The 14869-nt window shown below is 58.3% G+C and carries 18 protein-coding genes and 1 tRNA gene; 12 read left to right on the top strand and 7 right to left on the bottom strand.

Annotated features, from left to right (window positions below; genetic code table 11):
- Positions 1 to 9: 9 nt before the first annotated feature.
- From C5J24_RS25480 to C5J24_RS25470, 3 genes are all read left to right on the top strand, one after another.
- Positions 10 to 1011 carry a bile acid:sodium symporter family protein gene (locus tag C5J24_RS25480; RefSeq protein WP_105421880.1) on the top strand — a complete coding sequence of 334 codons (1002 nt, stop codon included), beginning with the start codon at positions 10 to 12 and terminating at the stop codon, positions 1009 to 1011.
- An 83-nt stretch (positions 1012 to 1094) separates the two neighbouring features.
- Complete coding sequence (locus C5J24_RS25475) at positions 1095 to 1343, top strand: DUF4160 domain-containing protein (RefSeq protein WP_080951244.1); 249 nt, start codon at positions 1095 to 1097, stop codon at positions 1341 to 1343.
- Positions 1330 to 1743: a DUF2442 domain-containing protein gene (locus tag C5J24_RS25470; protein WP_105421878.1), complete on the top strand. Its 414-nt coding sequence runs from the start codon at positions 1330 to 1332 to the stop codon at positions 1741 to 1743. Before C5J24_RS25475 ends, C5J24_RS25470 begins: the two co-directional genes overlap by 14 nt.
- An 89-nt stretch (positions 1744 to 1832) precedes the next feature.
- On the opposite strand, the gene C5J24_RS25465 is transcribed toward C5J24_RS25470, so the two are convergent.
- Both C5J24_RS25465 and C5J24_RS25460 read right to left on the bottom strand, forming a co-directional pair.
- Complete coding sequence (locus C5J24_RS25465; RefSeq protein ID WP_046668362.1) at positions 1833 to 2315, bottom strand: Hsp20 family protein; 483 nt, start codon at positions 2313 to 2315, stop codon at positions 1833 to 1835.
- A gap of 352 nt (positions 2316 to 2667) precedes the next feature.
- A complete protein-coding gene (locus C5J24_RS25460) occupies positions 2668 to 3051 on the bottom strand; it encodes a YciI family protein (RefSeq protein ID WP_105421876.1) in 384 nt (127 codons plus the stop codon).
- A 421-nt stretch (positions 3052 to 3472) separates the two neighbouring features.
- On the opposite strand from C5J24_RS25460, the gene C5J24_RS25455 reads away from it, so the two are divergent.
- Positions 3473 to 4441, top strand: a complete 969-nt coding sequence (locus tag C5J24_RS25455; protein ID WP_105422046.1) for an alpha/beta fold hydrolase — start codon at positions 3473 to 3475, stop codon at positions 4439 to 4441.
- A gap of 21 nt (positions 4442 to 4462) precedes the next feature.
- Here the strand turns inward: C5J24_RS25455 and hisN are convergent, their stop codons facing one another.
- On the bottom strand, positions 4463 to 5239 hold the full coding sequence (gene hisN / locus C5J24_RS25450) for a histidinol-phosphatase (protein WP_105421874.1): 777 nt from the start codon (positions 5237 to 5239) through the stop codon (positions 4463 to 4465).
- 347 nt (positions 5240 to 5586) lie between these two features.
- Positions 5587 to 6471, bottom strand: coding sequence for an N-formylglutamate amidohydrolase (locus C5J24_RS25445; protein ID WP_105400168.1), 885 nt, complete (start codon positions 6469 to 6471; stop codon positions 5587 to 5589).
- A gap of 184 nt (positions 6472 to 6655) precedes the next feature.
- On the opposite strand from C5J24_RS25445, the gene cpdR1 reads away from it, so the two are divergent.
- Both cpdR1 and C5J24_RS25435 read left to right on the top strand, forming a co-directional pair.
- Positions 6656 to 7018 (top strand): response regulator CpdR1, encoded by a 363-nt coding sequence (gene cpdR1, locus C5J24_RS25440; protein WP_037077221.1) that lies wholly within the window; start codon positions 6656 to 6658, stop codon positions 7016 to 7018.
- Positions 7019 to 7123: 105 nt separating this feature from the next.
- Positions 7124 to 7198 (top strand) — tRNA-Val (locus C5J24_RS25435).
- 65 nt (positions 7199 to 7263) lie between these two features.
- Here C5J24_RS25435 and C5J24_RS25430 read toward each other — a convergent pair.
- Positions 7264 to 8406, bottom strand: coding sequence for an integrase (locus tag C5J24_RS25430; protein WP_105421872.1), 1143 nt, complete (start codon positions 8404 to 8406; stop codon positions 7264 to 7266).
- 330 nt (positions 8407 to 8736) lie between these two features.
- Between C5J24_RS25430 and C5J24_RS25425 the strand changes: the two genes are divergently transcribed.
- The 3 genes from C5J24_RS25425 to C5J24_RS25410 all read left to right on the top strand — a co-directional run bounded on the left by C5J24_RS25425 (position 8737) and on the right by C5J24_RS25410 (position 10475).
- Positions 8737 to 9180, top strand: coding sequence for a hypothetical protein (locus tag C5J24_RS25425; protein WP_105421870.1), 444 nt, complete (start codon positions 8737 to 8739; stop codon positions 9178 to 9180).
- Between the two features lie 314 nt (positions 9181 to 9494).
- The gene (locus tag C5J24_RS25415; protein WP_105421866.1) at positions 9495 to 10064 is read left to right on the top strand and encodes a hypothetical protein; all 570 of its coding nucleotides are present in this window, start codon (positions 9495 to 9497) and stop codon (positions 10062 to 10064) included.
- Between the two features lie 78 nt (positions 10065 to 10142).
- Positions 10143 to 10475, top strand: a complete 333-nt coding sequence (locus tag C5J24_RS25410) for a DUF3768 domain-containing protein (RefSeq protein WP_105421864.1) — start codon at positions 10143 to 10145, stop codon at positions 10473 to 10475.
- 62 nt (positions 10476 to 10537) lie between these two features.
- On the opposite strand, the gene C5J24_RS25405 is transcribed toward C5J24_RS25410, so the two are convergent.
- Positions 10538 to 10804: a helix-turn-helix domain-containing protein gene (locus C5J24_RS25405; protein WP_105421862.1), complete on the bottom strand. Its 267-nt coding sequence runs from the start codon at positions 10802 to 10804 to the stop codon at positions 10538 to 10540.
- 149 nt (positions 10805 to 10953) lie between these two features.
- Between C5J24_RS25405 and C5J24_RS25400 the strand changes: the two genes are divergently transcribed.
- The 3 genes from C5J24_RS25400 to C5J24_RS25390 all read left to right on the top strand — a co-directional run bounded on the left by C5J24_RS25400 (position 10954) and on the right by C5J24_RS25390 (position 12873).
- On the top strand, positions 10954 to 11478 hold the full coding sequence (locus C5J24_RS25400) for a DUF805 domain-containing protein (RefSeq protein ID WP_105422044.1): 525 nt from the start codon (positions 10954 to 10956) through the stop codon (positions 11476 to 11478).
- An 83-nt stretch (positions 11479 to 11561) separates the two neighbouring features.
- Positions 11562 to 11915 (top strand): hypothetical protein, encoded by a 354-nt coding sequence (locus C5J24_RS25395; protein ID WP_105421860.1) that lies wholly within the window; start codon positions 11562 to 11564, stop codon positions 11913 to 11915.
- The gene (locus C5J24_RS25390) at positions 11908 to 12873 is read left to right on the top strand and encodes a DUF2207 domain-containing protein (RefSeq protein ID WP_105421858.1); all 966 of its coding nucleotides are present in this window, start codon (positions 11908 to 11910) and stop codon (positions 12871 to 12873) included. The genes C5J24_RS25395 and C5J24_RS25390 overlap by 8 nt, the downstream gene beginning before the upstream one ends.
- A 246-nt stretch (positions 12874 to 13119) precedes the next feature.
- On the opposite strand, the gene C5J24_RS25385 is transcribed toward C5J24_RS25390, so the two are convergent.
- Positions 13120 to 14613: a hypothetical protein gene (locus C5J24_RS25385; protein ID WP_172724139.1), complete on the bottom strand. Its 1494-nt coding sequence runs from the start codon at positions 14611 to 14613 to the stop codon at positions 13120 to 13122.
- Positions 14614 to 14869: the final 256 nt, after the last annotated feature.

Raw genomic sequence — 14869 nt, 5'->3', positions numbered from 1 at the left:
AATCCGCCCATGAGCCGTTTTCTGCCGGACCGCTTCACGGTCCTTCTCGTCTGCACCGTCATCCTCGCCTCGGTCCTGCCGATCCACGGTGTTTATGCCGACTGGTTCAACGTCGCCACCGACATCGCCATCGGCCTCCTGTTCTTCCTGCATGGCGCACGGCTGTCGCGCGATGTCGTGGTGGCGGGTATCCTGCACTGGCGCCTGCACCTGACGATCCTGCTGACGACATTCGCGATCTTCCCGATTCTCGGGCTGATGATCGGATTTATTCCGGAAGATATCCTGGCGGCACCGCTTTATGCCGGCATCCTCTTCCTCTGCGTGCTCCCTTCGACCGTGCAATCCTCGATCGCCTTCACTTCGATCGCCGGCGGCAACGTGCCGGCGGCGATCTGCGCCGCTTCGGGCTCCAACATCTTCGGCATGTTCCTGACGCCGCTTCTCGCCGGCATCCTGCTTTCGACCACCGGTGACGCCGGTTTCTCATGGGATGCGCTCGAGAGTATCCTGCTGCAGCTCCTCGCCCCCTTCGTTGTAGGCCAAATCCTGCAGCCCTGGATCGGCAACTGGATCCGCTCGAAGAAGAAGATGCTCGCCCCCGTCGACCGCGGTTCCATCCTGATGGTCGTCTACCTCGCTTTCTCGGAAGCTGTCATGGAAGGCCTGTGGCACACCTTCTCCGCACTTGATATCGGCGTAGTCATCCTCGTCGACATGGCCCTGCTGGCGGTCGTCATCTGCATCACCATGTTCGGTAGCCGCGCGCTCGGCTTCAACAAGGAAGACGAGATCACCATCACCTTCTGCGGTTCGAAGAAGTCGCTCGCAAGCGGCGTGCCGATGGCCAATGCCATCTTCTCCGGCCAGTCCTCACCGATCGGCGCCATCGTCCTGCCGCTGATGCTCTTCCACCAGATCCAGTTGATGGCCTGCGCCGTCATCGCCCAGAAATACGCCGACCGCCTGAAGGCGAAGAAGGATGCGGTGGTGGCATCGGCTGCGGCTTGAGGGGCCGCGTTATTCACCTTTACGACGAGAGATATTGAAACCCAAGCACTTTCCAAAGCGCTTGGGTTTTATTATATTGAACCATGCCGACCGTTTTACGCTTTGCTGGCCTACGCGTCGTGATCTATCCCAACGATCACCGTCCCGCGCATGTTCACGTGAAAGGGGGCAACGGAGAAGCGGTTTTCATCCTGAACTGTCCCGGCGGGCCACTGGAGTTGCGGGAGAGCTACGGTTTCAAGCTCGCGGAACTCCGCCGCATCGAGGAAGCCCTCGCAGAAGAAATAGCCGCTCTTTGTGCGGCATGGAGTGCCCATCATGGCGATTTCTGAACAGGAACTGAGAGCAGCCGAAGAACGTATGCAGGCTCAGCGGGAGGCGGGTTATGCCGTGTCGGCCCGTTATGATCGACGCTCGTCCCGCGTCGTGATCGGACTGAACACCGATGTCCAGGTGGCTATTCCGACGGGAAAGATCGAGGGCCTATCCGAAGCCTCCCCGGATGAGCTCTCCGGGATTGAGATCAGCCCCACGGGCCTTGGCCTTCATTGGCCGAAACTTGACGTTGACGTCTATGTCCCCGGCCTCCTCCAGGGCATTTTTGGATCGAAACGCTGGATGGCCGCTCTGCTGGGTGCAGCCGGAGGTAAGGTCCGCTCAGCGGCGAAAGCGGCAACGGCCCGGGAAAATGGTCGCAAGGGTGGCCGCCCGCGAAAGACCGCCGCAAACTAATTCCCCAAAAACGGAAAACGGCCCTTCCCCCAAGAGGAAGGGCCGCACTGGGCTTGCTCGACTATATCGGCCGGTAACCCGGCAGCGGGTTAGTTGACCTGCTGCGGGGTGACCTGAGCCTCGATCGTCTTCGGAGCGACTGCGTCTGCGGCAATCGCGATGCGACGGGGCTTCATGGCTTCCGGAATGTTCCGGAGGAGGTCGATATGGAGCAGGCCGTTCTTCAGCGAAGCGGATTGCACTTCGACATGATCGGCGAGCTGGAAGCGGCGCTCGAAGGCGCGCTTGGCGATGCCGCGATAGAGGTATTCGCTCTGTTCGGCAGCGGTTTCGTCTTCGCTCTTTTCACCCTTGACGGTCAGCACGTTGGCATGGGCTTCAAGGCTCAGTTCCTTTTCGTCGAAACCGGCAACGGCCATGGTAATGCGATAGGTGTTTTCGCCGGTCCGCTCGATATTGTAGGGCGGGTAGCTCGGGGTCTGGTCGGCCGGCCCGCGATTGTCGAGCAGGTTGAAAAGACGGTCGAAACCGACGGTGGAACGATAAAGAGGCGAGAAATCGACGTGACGCATGGAGTCCTCCTTGGGAAGCGACGTTGCGGTTTTCATCTGGGTTTGCGCATCCCTTCATTGGCGATGCGGTCCCGTTCAGCGGACCCGTTTGGCGCCCGCAGAGTTCAGATGGGGATTGATTTCCGCGGCTTCAAGAGCCCGGTCGGCGGCGCAGTTTTGCGCGTGAACCTGACATGAACAGCCCGTTTCGGGTCGGTTCAGGATCGTTTTGATAGAAGTGACAGTGGAAGGCAGACTGTCTCTCTCGACCGAAGCTCCATTCGTCCCTTCGCTTCGGTCATCAATTGCCGGAATCGCTTGAGGTATCCCTAGACCCGCGATTCCGGCTTCTTTTTTCCCGCTGAAGAACTTGTTACGCCTCGTCCCGCGTCTCCAGCGTCGCACCCGGCAGATAAAGCAGGATCGGCCTGATTTCGTAGACCGCCGTCGGATTGGCCCGGCGCAGATCTCGTGCCGCCGCAATGGCTCCCTCGATCGTCGGAAAATCCACCACGTAGAGGCCGAGCAGCTGCTCCTTGGTTTCGGCAAACGGACCGTCGATGACCATGCCTTCGCCCTTGCCCCGCAATGTCACGGCCTGCTCCGTCGGGCCGAGCCGCGCGGCCGGCCCCAGGGATTTCTGCGCAACCAGACGGTCGTTGACCTCGAGCAACTCGGTCATCAGCGCCTGATCCTCCTCCTCGGTCCAGGATTGGACCACTCCCTCCTGGTGATAGGCAAGGATTGCGTAATACATGACTTGTCTCCTCCCGATTGGCGGCATTGCGCGCAGAGCCCATGGCCTTGACTACACATATTTGATCGCCGCCGCGCAAGCCATCCGTCCAATCGGTGATTGCTGCGACCTCTCAGATTGCGGCTGCCCCTCATCCGGCTGCCGCCACCTTCTCCCCGTTCTGACGGGGAGAAGGGATATGCCGCACCCTCTCCGTCCCCTCATAGGTCTTTGGGAAACACTGCCTGCTTGCGAAAAGAGGGAGCGATGAACCGGCCACTTGCGTCCTTCTCTCCGTCAGAACGGGGAGAAGGTCCCGGCAGGGGGATGAGGGGCAACCCTGCACGCACCCAACCCACATCACATCCTCCAAACAACAATCTCCTTGACGTCCCGCCGCCGCTGGCTGACGCTGGACGGCATGAGCGAAGCCGCAGATTCCATCGACGACATTCTCCACCCGACGCCCGGCAATCCGGTTCCGGCCAATTACACGGCCGGCTATTTCACCGGCCATCGCGGCACCCGGTTACGCTACGGCCTGTTTCGCTCCGGAATGTCGCCGGCGATCGGCACGATCGTGCTCGTGCAGGGCCGCAATGAGTGCATCGAGAAATATTTCGAGACGATCCGGGACCTGAACGCCATGGGCCTATGGGTCGCGACCTTCGACCTGCGCGGCCAGGGCGGCTCGCAGCGGCTGAAGAAAAATCCGCGTAAAGGTCATGTCCGCCGCTTTTCCGATTACGAGCGGGATCTCGAGATCTTCCTCGAACATATCGTGCTGCCGGATGCCCGCCTGCCCTTCTTCCTGGTGGCCCACTCGACAGGCGCCCTGATCGCGCTCTCGGCTGCCCCTCGCCTTTCGAACCGCATCAACCGGATGGCACTTGCCGCCCCTTATATCGCGCTTTCGGGCCAGGGCGTGCCGGAAGGGCTGATCCGTTCGCTCGCCGGTTTGGCAAGCTGGACCGGCTTTGGCGGCGTCTCGATGGGCACCGACCGCAGCAACCGCCCCTTCGAAGGCAACCCGCTGACATCGGACCCGAAGCGTTTTGCCCGCAACATCGAGATCGCTGCCGCCCATCCGGAACTGACGATCGGCCCGCCGACGGCCCGCTGGCTGCACGAGACATTCAAGGCGGCGCGCCGGGTCTCCTCCCAGTCGCATCTGACCAGGATCACCATCCCGACCCTGATCCTCGCTCCGGTTCTCGACGCCATCGTCCCCTACGCGGCGCAGGAGGAGATGTCGCGCAATTTTCGCGCCGGCCAGCTGATCACCATCAACGGCGGGCGCCACGAGCTGTTTCACGACAGGGATATCTACCGCGCCCAGGGGCTCGCGGCGATCGAGGCCTTTATGCCCGGCCAGGATGGCGGTTTTGGGCTTTCCGAGACGGCAGCCTGATCCTTCGACCCGCTCGCTGACCTACTTGCCGGAAAGCAGCTTCATGGCTTCCGCGTGCACGGCCTTGCTGCCCGCCGCAAGAATATTGCCGCCGTTTTCCGGACGGCCGCCGTCCCAGGTGGTGATGATGCCGCCCGCCTGCTCGATGATCGGAATCAGCGCGCCGACGTCGTAGGGCTTCAGGTTGTTCTCGACCACAATGTCGATATGGCCGGAGGCGAGCAGCACATAGGCGTAGCAATCGCAGCCGTAACGGAACAGCCGCACCCTTTCCTCGACGGCCTGGTATTTCGCCAGGTCCTCGCCGCCGAAAATATGCGGCGACGTGGTGAACAGGGTGGCGTCGGCAAGGCTGCCGCAGTCGCGCACCGAAATCTGCCACTCACCGTCCGGGCCGGAATACCAGGCGCGGGTGCCGTCGGCGAAATAACGCTCGCCTATAAAGGGCTGGTCCATCAGCCCCATGGCGGCGCGGCCGTTCGACTGGAAACCGATCAGCGTACCCCAGACCGGCAGGCCGGAAATGAAGGCGCGCGTACCGTCGATCGGATCGATCACCCAGATATGTTCGCGGTCGAGGCCGACATTCTCATGCTCCTCGCCAAGAATGCCGTGTTCCGGAAAGCGTTCGGCGATCAGCGCCCGGATTGCCGTCTCGGCGGCGCGGTCGCCTTCGGTCACCGGGTCGAACCCGCCCATCAGCTTGTTGACCACCGAAAGTCCGGTGCGGAAGCGTGGCAGGGTCTCTGCCTTGGCGGCGGCGGCAAGCGCATCGAAGAAATCGCGATCGGGGAGCATGGGGAGATCCGCTGAGGAAGAGGTGATCCCTTCTAGGATACTCGCCTGAAACTGAAAACCGGAATCGCGTGGCCGGGCGCAGAAAATCAAAAAACACGCCACCCGCGCCGAAAAACTCATCAAACCGCCTAAAAATGGCGCATATTTAATCAGTCAAAAAAGTTGCTTGACATTTGTGCAGTGCACTCGTAGGTTCATTGCACAGTCTTTGACTGTAAATACCCTCCTTGGGTGTTTCCTCCCTAGACTTAGCCGCGCCCACAAGCGCGGTTTTTTTTGCCCGCGATCAAGCTGGCGAGCCTTCTAACGGGCCGGCAAAAGATCAAACCTGTGGAAAACCTGAAGGTCTATTCTGCCGCCAGCGCGCTGTCGCCGGCGAAGTCGACGACGAAATCCGCCATCTGTCGCATAAAGGTGGAAAGGGCGGCCGCGACCATCGGGAACTCCGGCCGCCTGGCAAGCGTCATCTCGTCCACGTAGAGCGCGCGGTTGATCTCGATCTGTAGCGCGTGCAGGCCGCGCACCGGCCGTCCGTAGTGCTCGGTAATGAAGCCGCCGGCATAGGGCTTGTTGCGCACCGCGGAAAAACCCATGCCATCGAGGAACTGCATCGCCGCCCGCGAAAGCTCGGCCGAGGCGCTGGTGCCGTAACGGTCGCCGATGATGAAGTCGGGCCGCACGTCCGAACCGGAGAGCCGGATATTGCCCGGCATCGAATGGCAGTCGATCAGGATGGCGAGCCCGAAGCGGGCATGGGTGCGGGCGATCAGCTTGCGAAGGCAGGCGTGATAAGGCTTGTAGATCGTTTCGATACGCGACATCGCCTCGTTGACCGGCAGCCGGCGGCGATAGATTTCCATGTTTTCCGCGACGATCCGGGGGATCGTGCCGAGCCCGCCTGCGACCCGCATCGAGCCGATATTGACGAAAGGCGGCAAAGGCCCGTCGAACATGCGCGGATCGAGCTCGTAGGGCTCGCGGTTGACGTCGAGATAGGCGCGCGGGAAATGGGCGAGAAGCAGCGGCGCACCGAGTTCCGGCGCATCGGCGAAAAGCTCGTCGACATAGTGGTCTGCGGAGCGGCGGATGGCGAGCGAATCGAGGTCGCTCTCGGCGAGAAATTCGGGCGGGTAGAAGCTGCCGCTGTGAGGCGAATTGAAGACGAAGGGGATAGTCTGCGTGGCGGGCTCCCTCACTTCGAAGTGTTCAAAATCACCCGCGTTGCAATCCATCCTGCCTTTACCATGTCGCGAACTTGTTCAGGAACTCATGTTGCCAGTTGCCCGAGGCGAAGTCCATACTATCTATACCCTACCAAATCCTCTTGTACCCTCATTAAACGGATGTTTACCGCGTGTAGGCAGTGTAAGAGATACCGACAACTCTAAAAATTTGCATTGGATAACGGTCCTGGAGATGATTCAGAAAATCCTTCTCGCCGAAGACGATAACGACATGCGTCGTTTCCTGGTCAAGGCGCTTGAAAAGGCGGGCTACAAGGTTGCGTCCTTCGACAACGGCGCCAGCGCCTATGATCGCCTGCGCGAAGAGCCCTTCTCGCTGCTCCTGACCGACATCGTCATGCCGGAAATGGACGGGATCGAACTCGCCCGCCGGGCGACCGAACTCGACCCGGACCTGAAGGTGATGTTCATCACCGGCTTTGCGGCCGTCGCGTTGAACTCCGATTCCAAGGCCCCGAAGGATGCCAAGGTGCTGTCGAAGCCCTTCCACCTGCGCGATCTGGTGGACGAAGTGAACAAGCTTCTGGCGGCCTGAGGCCCGCAAAGCCCTGATCTGCAAGGCCTTCAAAAAACCTTCGCATTTCATGGCAAAAACCTGTTGACGGCCCGACCAGTCTATGGTCTATGCGCCGCCACGGATGGGCGTGTAGCTCAGCGGGAGAGCACTACGTTGACATCGTAGGGGTCACAGGTTCAATCCCTGTCACGCCCACCATCCGGTTCCCCTGCCCGCGCAGGCGTTTATGAGGTTTACGACATAACCTATTGTCCTCCCTTAATTTATTTGCCCAAGTTTCGCCCATGAAATCGCCGTTTGGCGGTTTCTAAGTGATGAGGCGAGTGATGCCCGTATGTGTCACGGATGGTCTTTTCGGAAGTCCCCGTGAAGCCCGAGACCTCCCAGAATGGGACACCTCGCTGAAGCATCCATGTGATGCAGGTGTGCTTCATTATGTGCGGCGTGACCTCTTCACCAAGACCGGCCAGATCACGAGCACGATCCCATCCACGTCGCTCTTTCTTGATTAATCTGCCCGCGTATTCGACCGGCCCGATGGTCGTGATTCTGCGCCAACGAATTACATGAGGCAGGAGATTTTCTGGAATAGGAACCGGCGTTCGTCGCTTGTTCGTTTCAGCTTGCCCCTGTCCTCGCCGATAGAGAATGCCATTATCAAGATCTATCCACCCGCCGGACGAATTCACGCCCCAACGCAGCGCGAGGATGGCCTCGTGTCGCGTGCCGCTGTAGAGAGCCAGCAGGATGAACCGGGCCACATGGTAGGCGGGCTTAAACATCCTGCCCCATTTGACCGGCTTGCGTGTCTCGATATCGCAGGCGACTGGAACGATTCCTAAGGCCCCCGCCAAGAGCATTGCCACTTCAGAGCGCGCAAGCCAACGTTCGCGAGCCGGTGACTTGGCCGGGAAGGTGACGGGCACGGGGTAGAGAAGCTTTTTCTCCCTGTGGGCGAAGTTCAACGCCGAAGCGAGTGTTTCAAGTTCTCGCCGGGCAGTTCCTGCCTTCACGGCGCGCTTGCCAATCCTACCGCTGGTGCGCGCCGCGACATAACCGCGGCAGGAGGTGCCGTCGATAAACGAGCACATCTTATCGCCGAAGAATTCGAGAAGAGTCCCGATGTGCCAACCGACGAGTTCGGGATGGGCGAGTTCCGGCGCGCGTTGCTCACCGTAGAAAGCAAGAACATCGGCGACCGCCACCTCGCCCGGATCCCCCCGCCCCCATTCCGGGCGATGTTTTTCAGCTAAGTAGCCTTGGAGGGCAATCTCAGCCTTTGCGCGACCATCCTCGCCGCATCCCGTGCTGCGCTCAGTTGTTCCGTCGAGGATGACCCATTGTCCCGGACGACCCGAGCGGGGTTTACGCCAGTGGAGTCGCGCTCCTTTTGATTTTCGCGGCATTTCATCCTCATATCGACGATATCGCCGAGGGTTGTATAAATCTTCCCTGCTATCCGCTCATGGGCGAGGTTACCTTTCTCGATTTCTCTCCTAAGGCCGTTTGCCGTCATCGAACCGTCGGGAAAGCCGAGTTGGGCAGCCACTGAAAGCCTAAGGGGGCTATCCCGCTGTATTTCGCCTACAGCAACAAACTCTGACGATACCACCGCCAACGCCTCCTTCCTCGTCACGAGACTGACGCTACTTGTGCCAGTAGCGTCATTGTTACCTCATTTACATATGAGCGGATGTATGTCAAGGCTACTTGTGCCAGTAGCTCAAGGAAAAGACATGACCGAGCCCCGCGAAAAACGCGTCCCATTCATGATGTCAGAACGCGAACTACTGGAGGTTGACGAATGGCGATACGCGAACAAAGTGGCGACAAGAGCAGATGCGCTTCGCAGACTTTGCAAACTGGGTTTGGCGCTGGATCAACTCCTGCCCCAATTGCAGGAGGCCCTCGATGAAGCCCGCGCTGCTGCAACTAAAGCGCAGCGGGAGTTGTCGGGCGCATCTCCAGCGAGGGACAAACAGAAGTCCAAAATCCCCGTCGAACTCGCCCTTACGTCGTTAAAGATGGGCACAGCGGTTGACGCAATGACCAGACGGGCTCGCATTTTAAAAGAGTTTGAATACCCAGAAGAAAAACTAAGGGGGCTGGACGAACAAGGTGACGAGGTAGCGGCCGCCTTCAAGATTTTGGAGGCTCACCTTCAGCGCAAGCGCGACTAGATGTCTGGAATTTTCTATCGTGATATGCCGTTGCGCTCGCTGATCGCGAAACTCGTTAAAGCTACTAATGGTTGACATTTTGTGTTTATTGTCTTATAAGTTGCATGTCATCGCAGTTTAATCGCCAGTTTTCGAATGCCTGCGACTGACGACCCTGAGCGCCAATTTGGCGCTCTTTGCTTTTCAGGAGAACCCTCATGCACACATCGTCAAGCGCAGTTTCGAACAATCGTTCATCGAAGATCACATTGCCGTCAGTTTCGATACTCGGTGGAATACCCATAGTACCCGCGGTGACGCCGAAGGTGGCAACGGTGGCCGAGGTACCCGCCGCCGCGCACATTCTTGTCGGCCTCGACGATCAGGGAAAGCCTCACGCGTCCTGGTTCAGTGAAGAGGATGGCGATGCCGCAGCCGTCGCCGCCGACCTCATGGACATGGCATTGCTCCCCATCACCAACGACGAACTGGCCATGATCGGGGCGAAACTACCCCGAGGCAAGCTGTTCGAGAGCGGCAAGGCCTTCGTGCCGTTCGTCAAGCGTACGGTATACGATCAGCTCGCGACGTACTTCGATGAGGAGTTCGTGACCTCGACTGCTACTCGGGTCGAAGCTGCACAGGCGGCAGCAGCCGAAGGATATGCCAAGGCCAGCAAAGGCGAAGTGCCACCACGCCAGCCGGAGGACTGGTCGAAGATCGTGGTCGGCGATTTGGTTCTGGCAGAAGACGCCCCGTCCGAAGGTTGGTTCGAGGCCGAGGTGATCGAACAGGCCGCCAACGAGCAGTTTCGTCTGAAGTGGCGTGATTGGCCAGATCTTCCCAACTTCACCCGGGGCATCACCGATATCGCCCTGCTACATCCCAAGCATGTGGCTGCCTGAGGCCATCATGCAGACGATCACGATATTGCCGATGATCGATATCGGCCAGGCACCTTCAACCTTCGGCAGCTCACGACGATGAACCTCGACAGGACCCCGCTGATCAGCGACCTCAACGATCGCCTAAGAGAAACGTTCACCGGGGGGCGGGTGATGCTGACGCGCGCTGTTCAAGCTCTCCTCGACGATGAGCGGGCGCAGCTGCTGCAGGCCGTGCGCCAGTTTGATGCCTTCGATGCGGCGAACGATCCGCACGGCGAACATGAGTTCGGTCGCGTACTGGTCGCAGGGCAAGGGTACTTTTGGAAGATCGACCATTTCGATAGCGACCTGGAGTACTTATCACCCGATCCAGCCGACCCAGCGGTGACGACACGCGTCATGACGATCATGCGGGAGGACGAATATTGAGCCTCCTGCTTCAAGTGGACGTTGACCCCCAAAGCCGCGATCATTTCGCGGCTTCTTTTTTGTCAGGTGTTGCTCGGTTTTCGTCCTGCTCGCATCGCCGCAGGTCGGGGCCGGGCCGGGTCAACCTCAGCGAAAAAACGGCCGACCCTGACATCCAGGGCCGCTGCCAGAGCTTCCAGAACCGAGATAGTGACGTTCTCCTCGCCCCGTTCGATTCGGCCCACGTACGACCGGTCGATCGCGGCCTCAAGCGCAAGCCTTTCTTGAGAAAGGCCTCGCTCGACGCGCAGCTCGCGCAGATTCCAGCCGATGAGTTTGCGGGCGTCCATGATGGCGCACAAGGCCACATTGAGTGCTTGACAATCGACGGACTGTCAGTCCCATATTCGTTGCAACACGTTTCACCTCGCAACCGAACCGATGCCTCTGAGGGGGTCGATCATATGCGGTTAGGCAAGGTATCTAAGGGAATTCCACGATGACCGCCTACATTGACGCCATGCGCCGCTACTTCGACTTCTCGGGGCGATCAACGCGAGCTCAGTTTTGGTTCTACCACCTCGCCCTCGTGGGGATCGCGGTGGGCACCTTCATCATCGACATTATGATCAGCGGAGGCCGTGAGCCGCAGCCACTGGTCTCCGCAGTGGCCGTAGTCGGGCATTATATCCCGTCGCTGGCGATCATCGTCAGACGACTGCACGATTCCGGCAGCAGCGGGTGGCTGGTGTTGTTGTGCCTGATTCCCGGCATCGGGATTGTCGCCTTCATCGCGTTCGGCTGCTTCACGCCGACGCCGGGGCCGAATCGGTACGGCCTACCCCTTCAGCCTCAGCCTCACTCGCATTCCGCCCCTGCTACCGCCCCAGCAGCATCTCAAGCCGCCAACGGGTCAGTGGTCGATCGCATCGAGAAAATAGCCGCGCTGCGTGCGTCTGGTGCGATCGATGACGCGGAGTACGCACAGCTGAAGAACCAGATCTTGAGCGGCGTAGCTCGCTGACGCTGCGGACCTTTGCCTTGCCCCTCGCCCGGGCGGCGCGCCTAAAATTTGAAAGTCAAAAAAATCGTGAATTGGGAGGGACAATGAAAATCGCGATCGGGATTATTTCGATGTTTTTGGGACTGCTCGTGCTGCTGCAGTCCTGCACCGTCGGCACCGCCTCTCACATGCTCGGGGAGCAAGCGACGGCCGATGCCGGTGCGGTCGGCATGCTGGTCGGGGTTCTCTACTTCGTCGGCGGAGCCTTTTCGTTCGGCTTGCCGATGGTGGCGATGGTCGTGTTCGCAGTAGCTTCGCTGCTGGCTTTGGCGGCCGGTGCGAGCGGAAACTTCAGTGACTTGACAGTTTGGGCGGTTGTGGCGCTCATTCTCGCCGTAGGGTCATTTTTCACATGGCGTTCGGCGAGCAAGGCAAAGGTGGCGAGGAACAATGCTTAAAGCGTTTGCACATCTGGCAGCGTTTCTTCTAATGGCTAGCGCGAGTGTCGCCGAAGAGTTGGGAGAAAGAATAACATCGTACGATGTCAGCGTCACGTTAGACAGAGAGAACGTGCTTACGGTGATAGAAGATATCTCTATCGTGTCGGAAGGTAAAAGAATACGGCGTGGGCTCTTCCGCGATTTTCCTTGGCGGCAAAACGACACCCTCGCACAGCTGCTAAAGCAGGACTTTCAAGTCCTCTCTGTCGAACGCAACGGGCAGCCGGAAAAGTGGCGCGCAGAACAAGTGGAAATCGGTACCCGAATTTATACTGGATCGGAGACGGTGTTTCTGCCCTTTGGACCCCATCGCTATCGCTTCACGTATAAGATCAGCAAACACATCCGCGACCAGCCCGGCAACCTGAACCTCGCTTGGGATGTCGTCGGTGGAGGCTGGGATTTTGTCGTTGAGAAGGCGTCGATAACGCTCCATCTCCCGCCGGGCGTGATCGCGCAATCCGTCGGCTATAGTACGGGAATCGGCGGTACGCAGAAAAATGCTCGGTTCCTTGGAAACTTGGAAAAGCCGGTAGTAGAAACGACGGAGCGGCTCTCTCCAAACGAAGGGTTTAGGGTAGCATTCGCATTACCTTCAGGCGCCATCAAACATGCGATGGATGCCGCACTACTCGAACTATACTTCCAGAATTACGTGTTGGGTAAATTTTGCGCTGAAAAAGGCGCGGCATTCACATCCGAGAACGTCGCTGCGATTGAGAAGAACCTCACCTTGCTGATGACAGCTTCCGATGCCCCAAAATCATTACGAGACGAGGTGTGGAGGTCTGTCAACGCGCGGTTCGACGCCGTTCGCGATGTTGTCACGCGCCAAGACTGCACCAGCACGAGGGTAAAAGCGATGTACCTCTATCCCGAAGTCTTTAAGGCGGCTCAAAGCGAGAGCCCGTTCTGAGCCTTAATTGCGAGCGCCTCCCGAACGGCAGGTTCTTCTGGCCCTAAGTTCGCCCAGTCAAACCCTGAGGCTGGGAATACCGTCGCTCACATGACCAGAACGCTTCGTAGCCGGGCACTCCGAGGACGTCTTCCGGCGGGTTATGTCATCTGCCGAATTAGGCGCGGATATTGCTCGGCCGGGCCGGTTCCATCAAGAATTGTCGAACTGCGTTGTTCGCCGGATGCTCTCGGCATACCGCGTCAATCAATTGAAGTTGAGTTCTAGGTCACGGCGTCGGTGTGAGCGAACCCAAGCAGAATTCTCGGCTAGAGATTCCTTACCCGCCGCACATAAGACCTCCCTCATTTGATCCTCGCGACCCTCCGCTGCGGCTTTGCTGAACCTTAGTTCCGCCAAAGCGAAGATCTTCGCCATTACGCCATACCGAACTGCCAATTCCGCAAACGCCATTTGATCGGCATATGCTTTTGCTACCGCTGCCAGTAGGAAGAACATCGCAGAAATGAAAATGACAATATTCAAGATATACGCTTCCCGATCTAGTAAGTGAACTAAGAGTGCGACAAAAGTCGCGCAAGCTCCAAGACCGATGGATACTCGTGTAATCCATCTAAATACTCTGTCATAAAACACGTTGTGGGGAGCTGCCCGAAGAAAGTATTCCTTTTGCTCTATAAGCCAGTCATACTTGATGCGCACAAGGTCATTTTCGGCGAGATCGATTTTACTTGTAACAATGACGTTCCTTACTGCGTGCCTAAGCCACTCAAGCTCATCAGTGTCTTCTGAGAAATAGAAATCTGGCACCGTGCCGACCCCTCCCGCTCGGCTCCAGAATATCTGCACCCGCAGTCCTTCGGCCAGAGCGCGCCAATCAAGAAACCGGGCATCTCGTCGCTTACTTCCTCGAAAGAATTGGCCATAGGCAACCAATGCGGCAAACACAGCGCCGAGGTGCAACAAAAGCCAACCCAAATTCATCGCCACTCCGGAATAGATCTGATGAAGCACCACCGCGACGGCGGTAAGAAACGTGACCAAGCGGATGCCAAAAAGTCGTTGTTTCTGTAGCCGCGACGCTAACTCGTCGGCCTGAGCGAAAACGCCCTCAAGGCGGCTATCGTATCGCACTAGGCTGCGCGCAGAACTTGACCTTCCGACCTTGCTGACGTTCTGATTGAAGCGATCAATGGCTGCCAGTGCCAGTGCGATGCGCTGGGCACCGCTGATATCATCCTTGGGAACAGGTTGTACCATTCCAACCTTCGATCGATATTGCTCGACGAGCCCAATATCCGATTGCTCTCGAAGAGCCATTACATGAACGAGAGAGGTTGGTTCTGGAAGCGCAAGCAGGCTTGTTGAACGCGTACCTTCTCGACAAATTTTGACAATATCAGCAGTGCCGCCTCGGAGAACTCGAGGCGGGCCAGTACCGTCGGCTTGCTCGAAGACCCCGTCCCACACGGCAAAAACAATCTGAGCTTTAGCAGCAATGAACTCGCCTGCGCGAAAATAATGTTCACTTCTATTTTCGAAAGTTAGGCCTTCGGAAGGAAAAAAGACGGCGGCGGCGCGGGCCAGATGGCTGCGATATTTTTCTCTATCGCCAGCAACAACGAAATCGTCCAGATAGTCTTCTTCTCGAAGAGGCATCACCACAGCAAGCTCTATCGAGCCAACTTCTAACGCGGCGTCAGCAGCGATGGTGTCGGCTCCAACTGCAAGGCTGCTCATTAGCCATATGGGTGAACTTGGATATCGGTCTCTCAAACCACGAAATTCCGCCACCAATGCTTTCTGGACTGGTGCTTTGTCTTCCTCGCGAACATCACGGTGCCCAGTAATCCCGATTAGAACTGGAATTGTCTCAACCTGCCCCAAAATGCCGCCTCTCTGGATTCGTGTTATGCGACCGACACCTCCGGCGCAGTGACGCTACCGTTGTGCTATATGGAGACTAGCCATTTTAAAAGCCATCAATAATATAGAT

Origin of the sequence: Neorhizobium sp. T25_27, assembly GCF_002968565.1 — a bacterium.
GTDB lineage: Bacteria > Pseudomonadota > Alphaproteobacteria > Rhizobiales > Rhizobiaceae > Neorhizobium > Neorhizobium tomejilense.
This window is presented reverse-complemented; position numbering and strand designations above follow the sequence as displayed.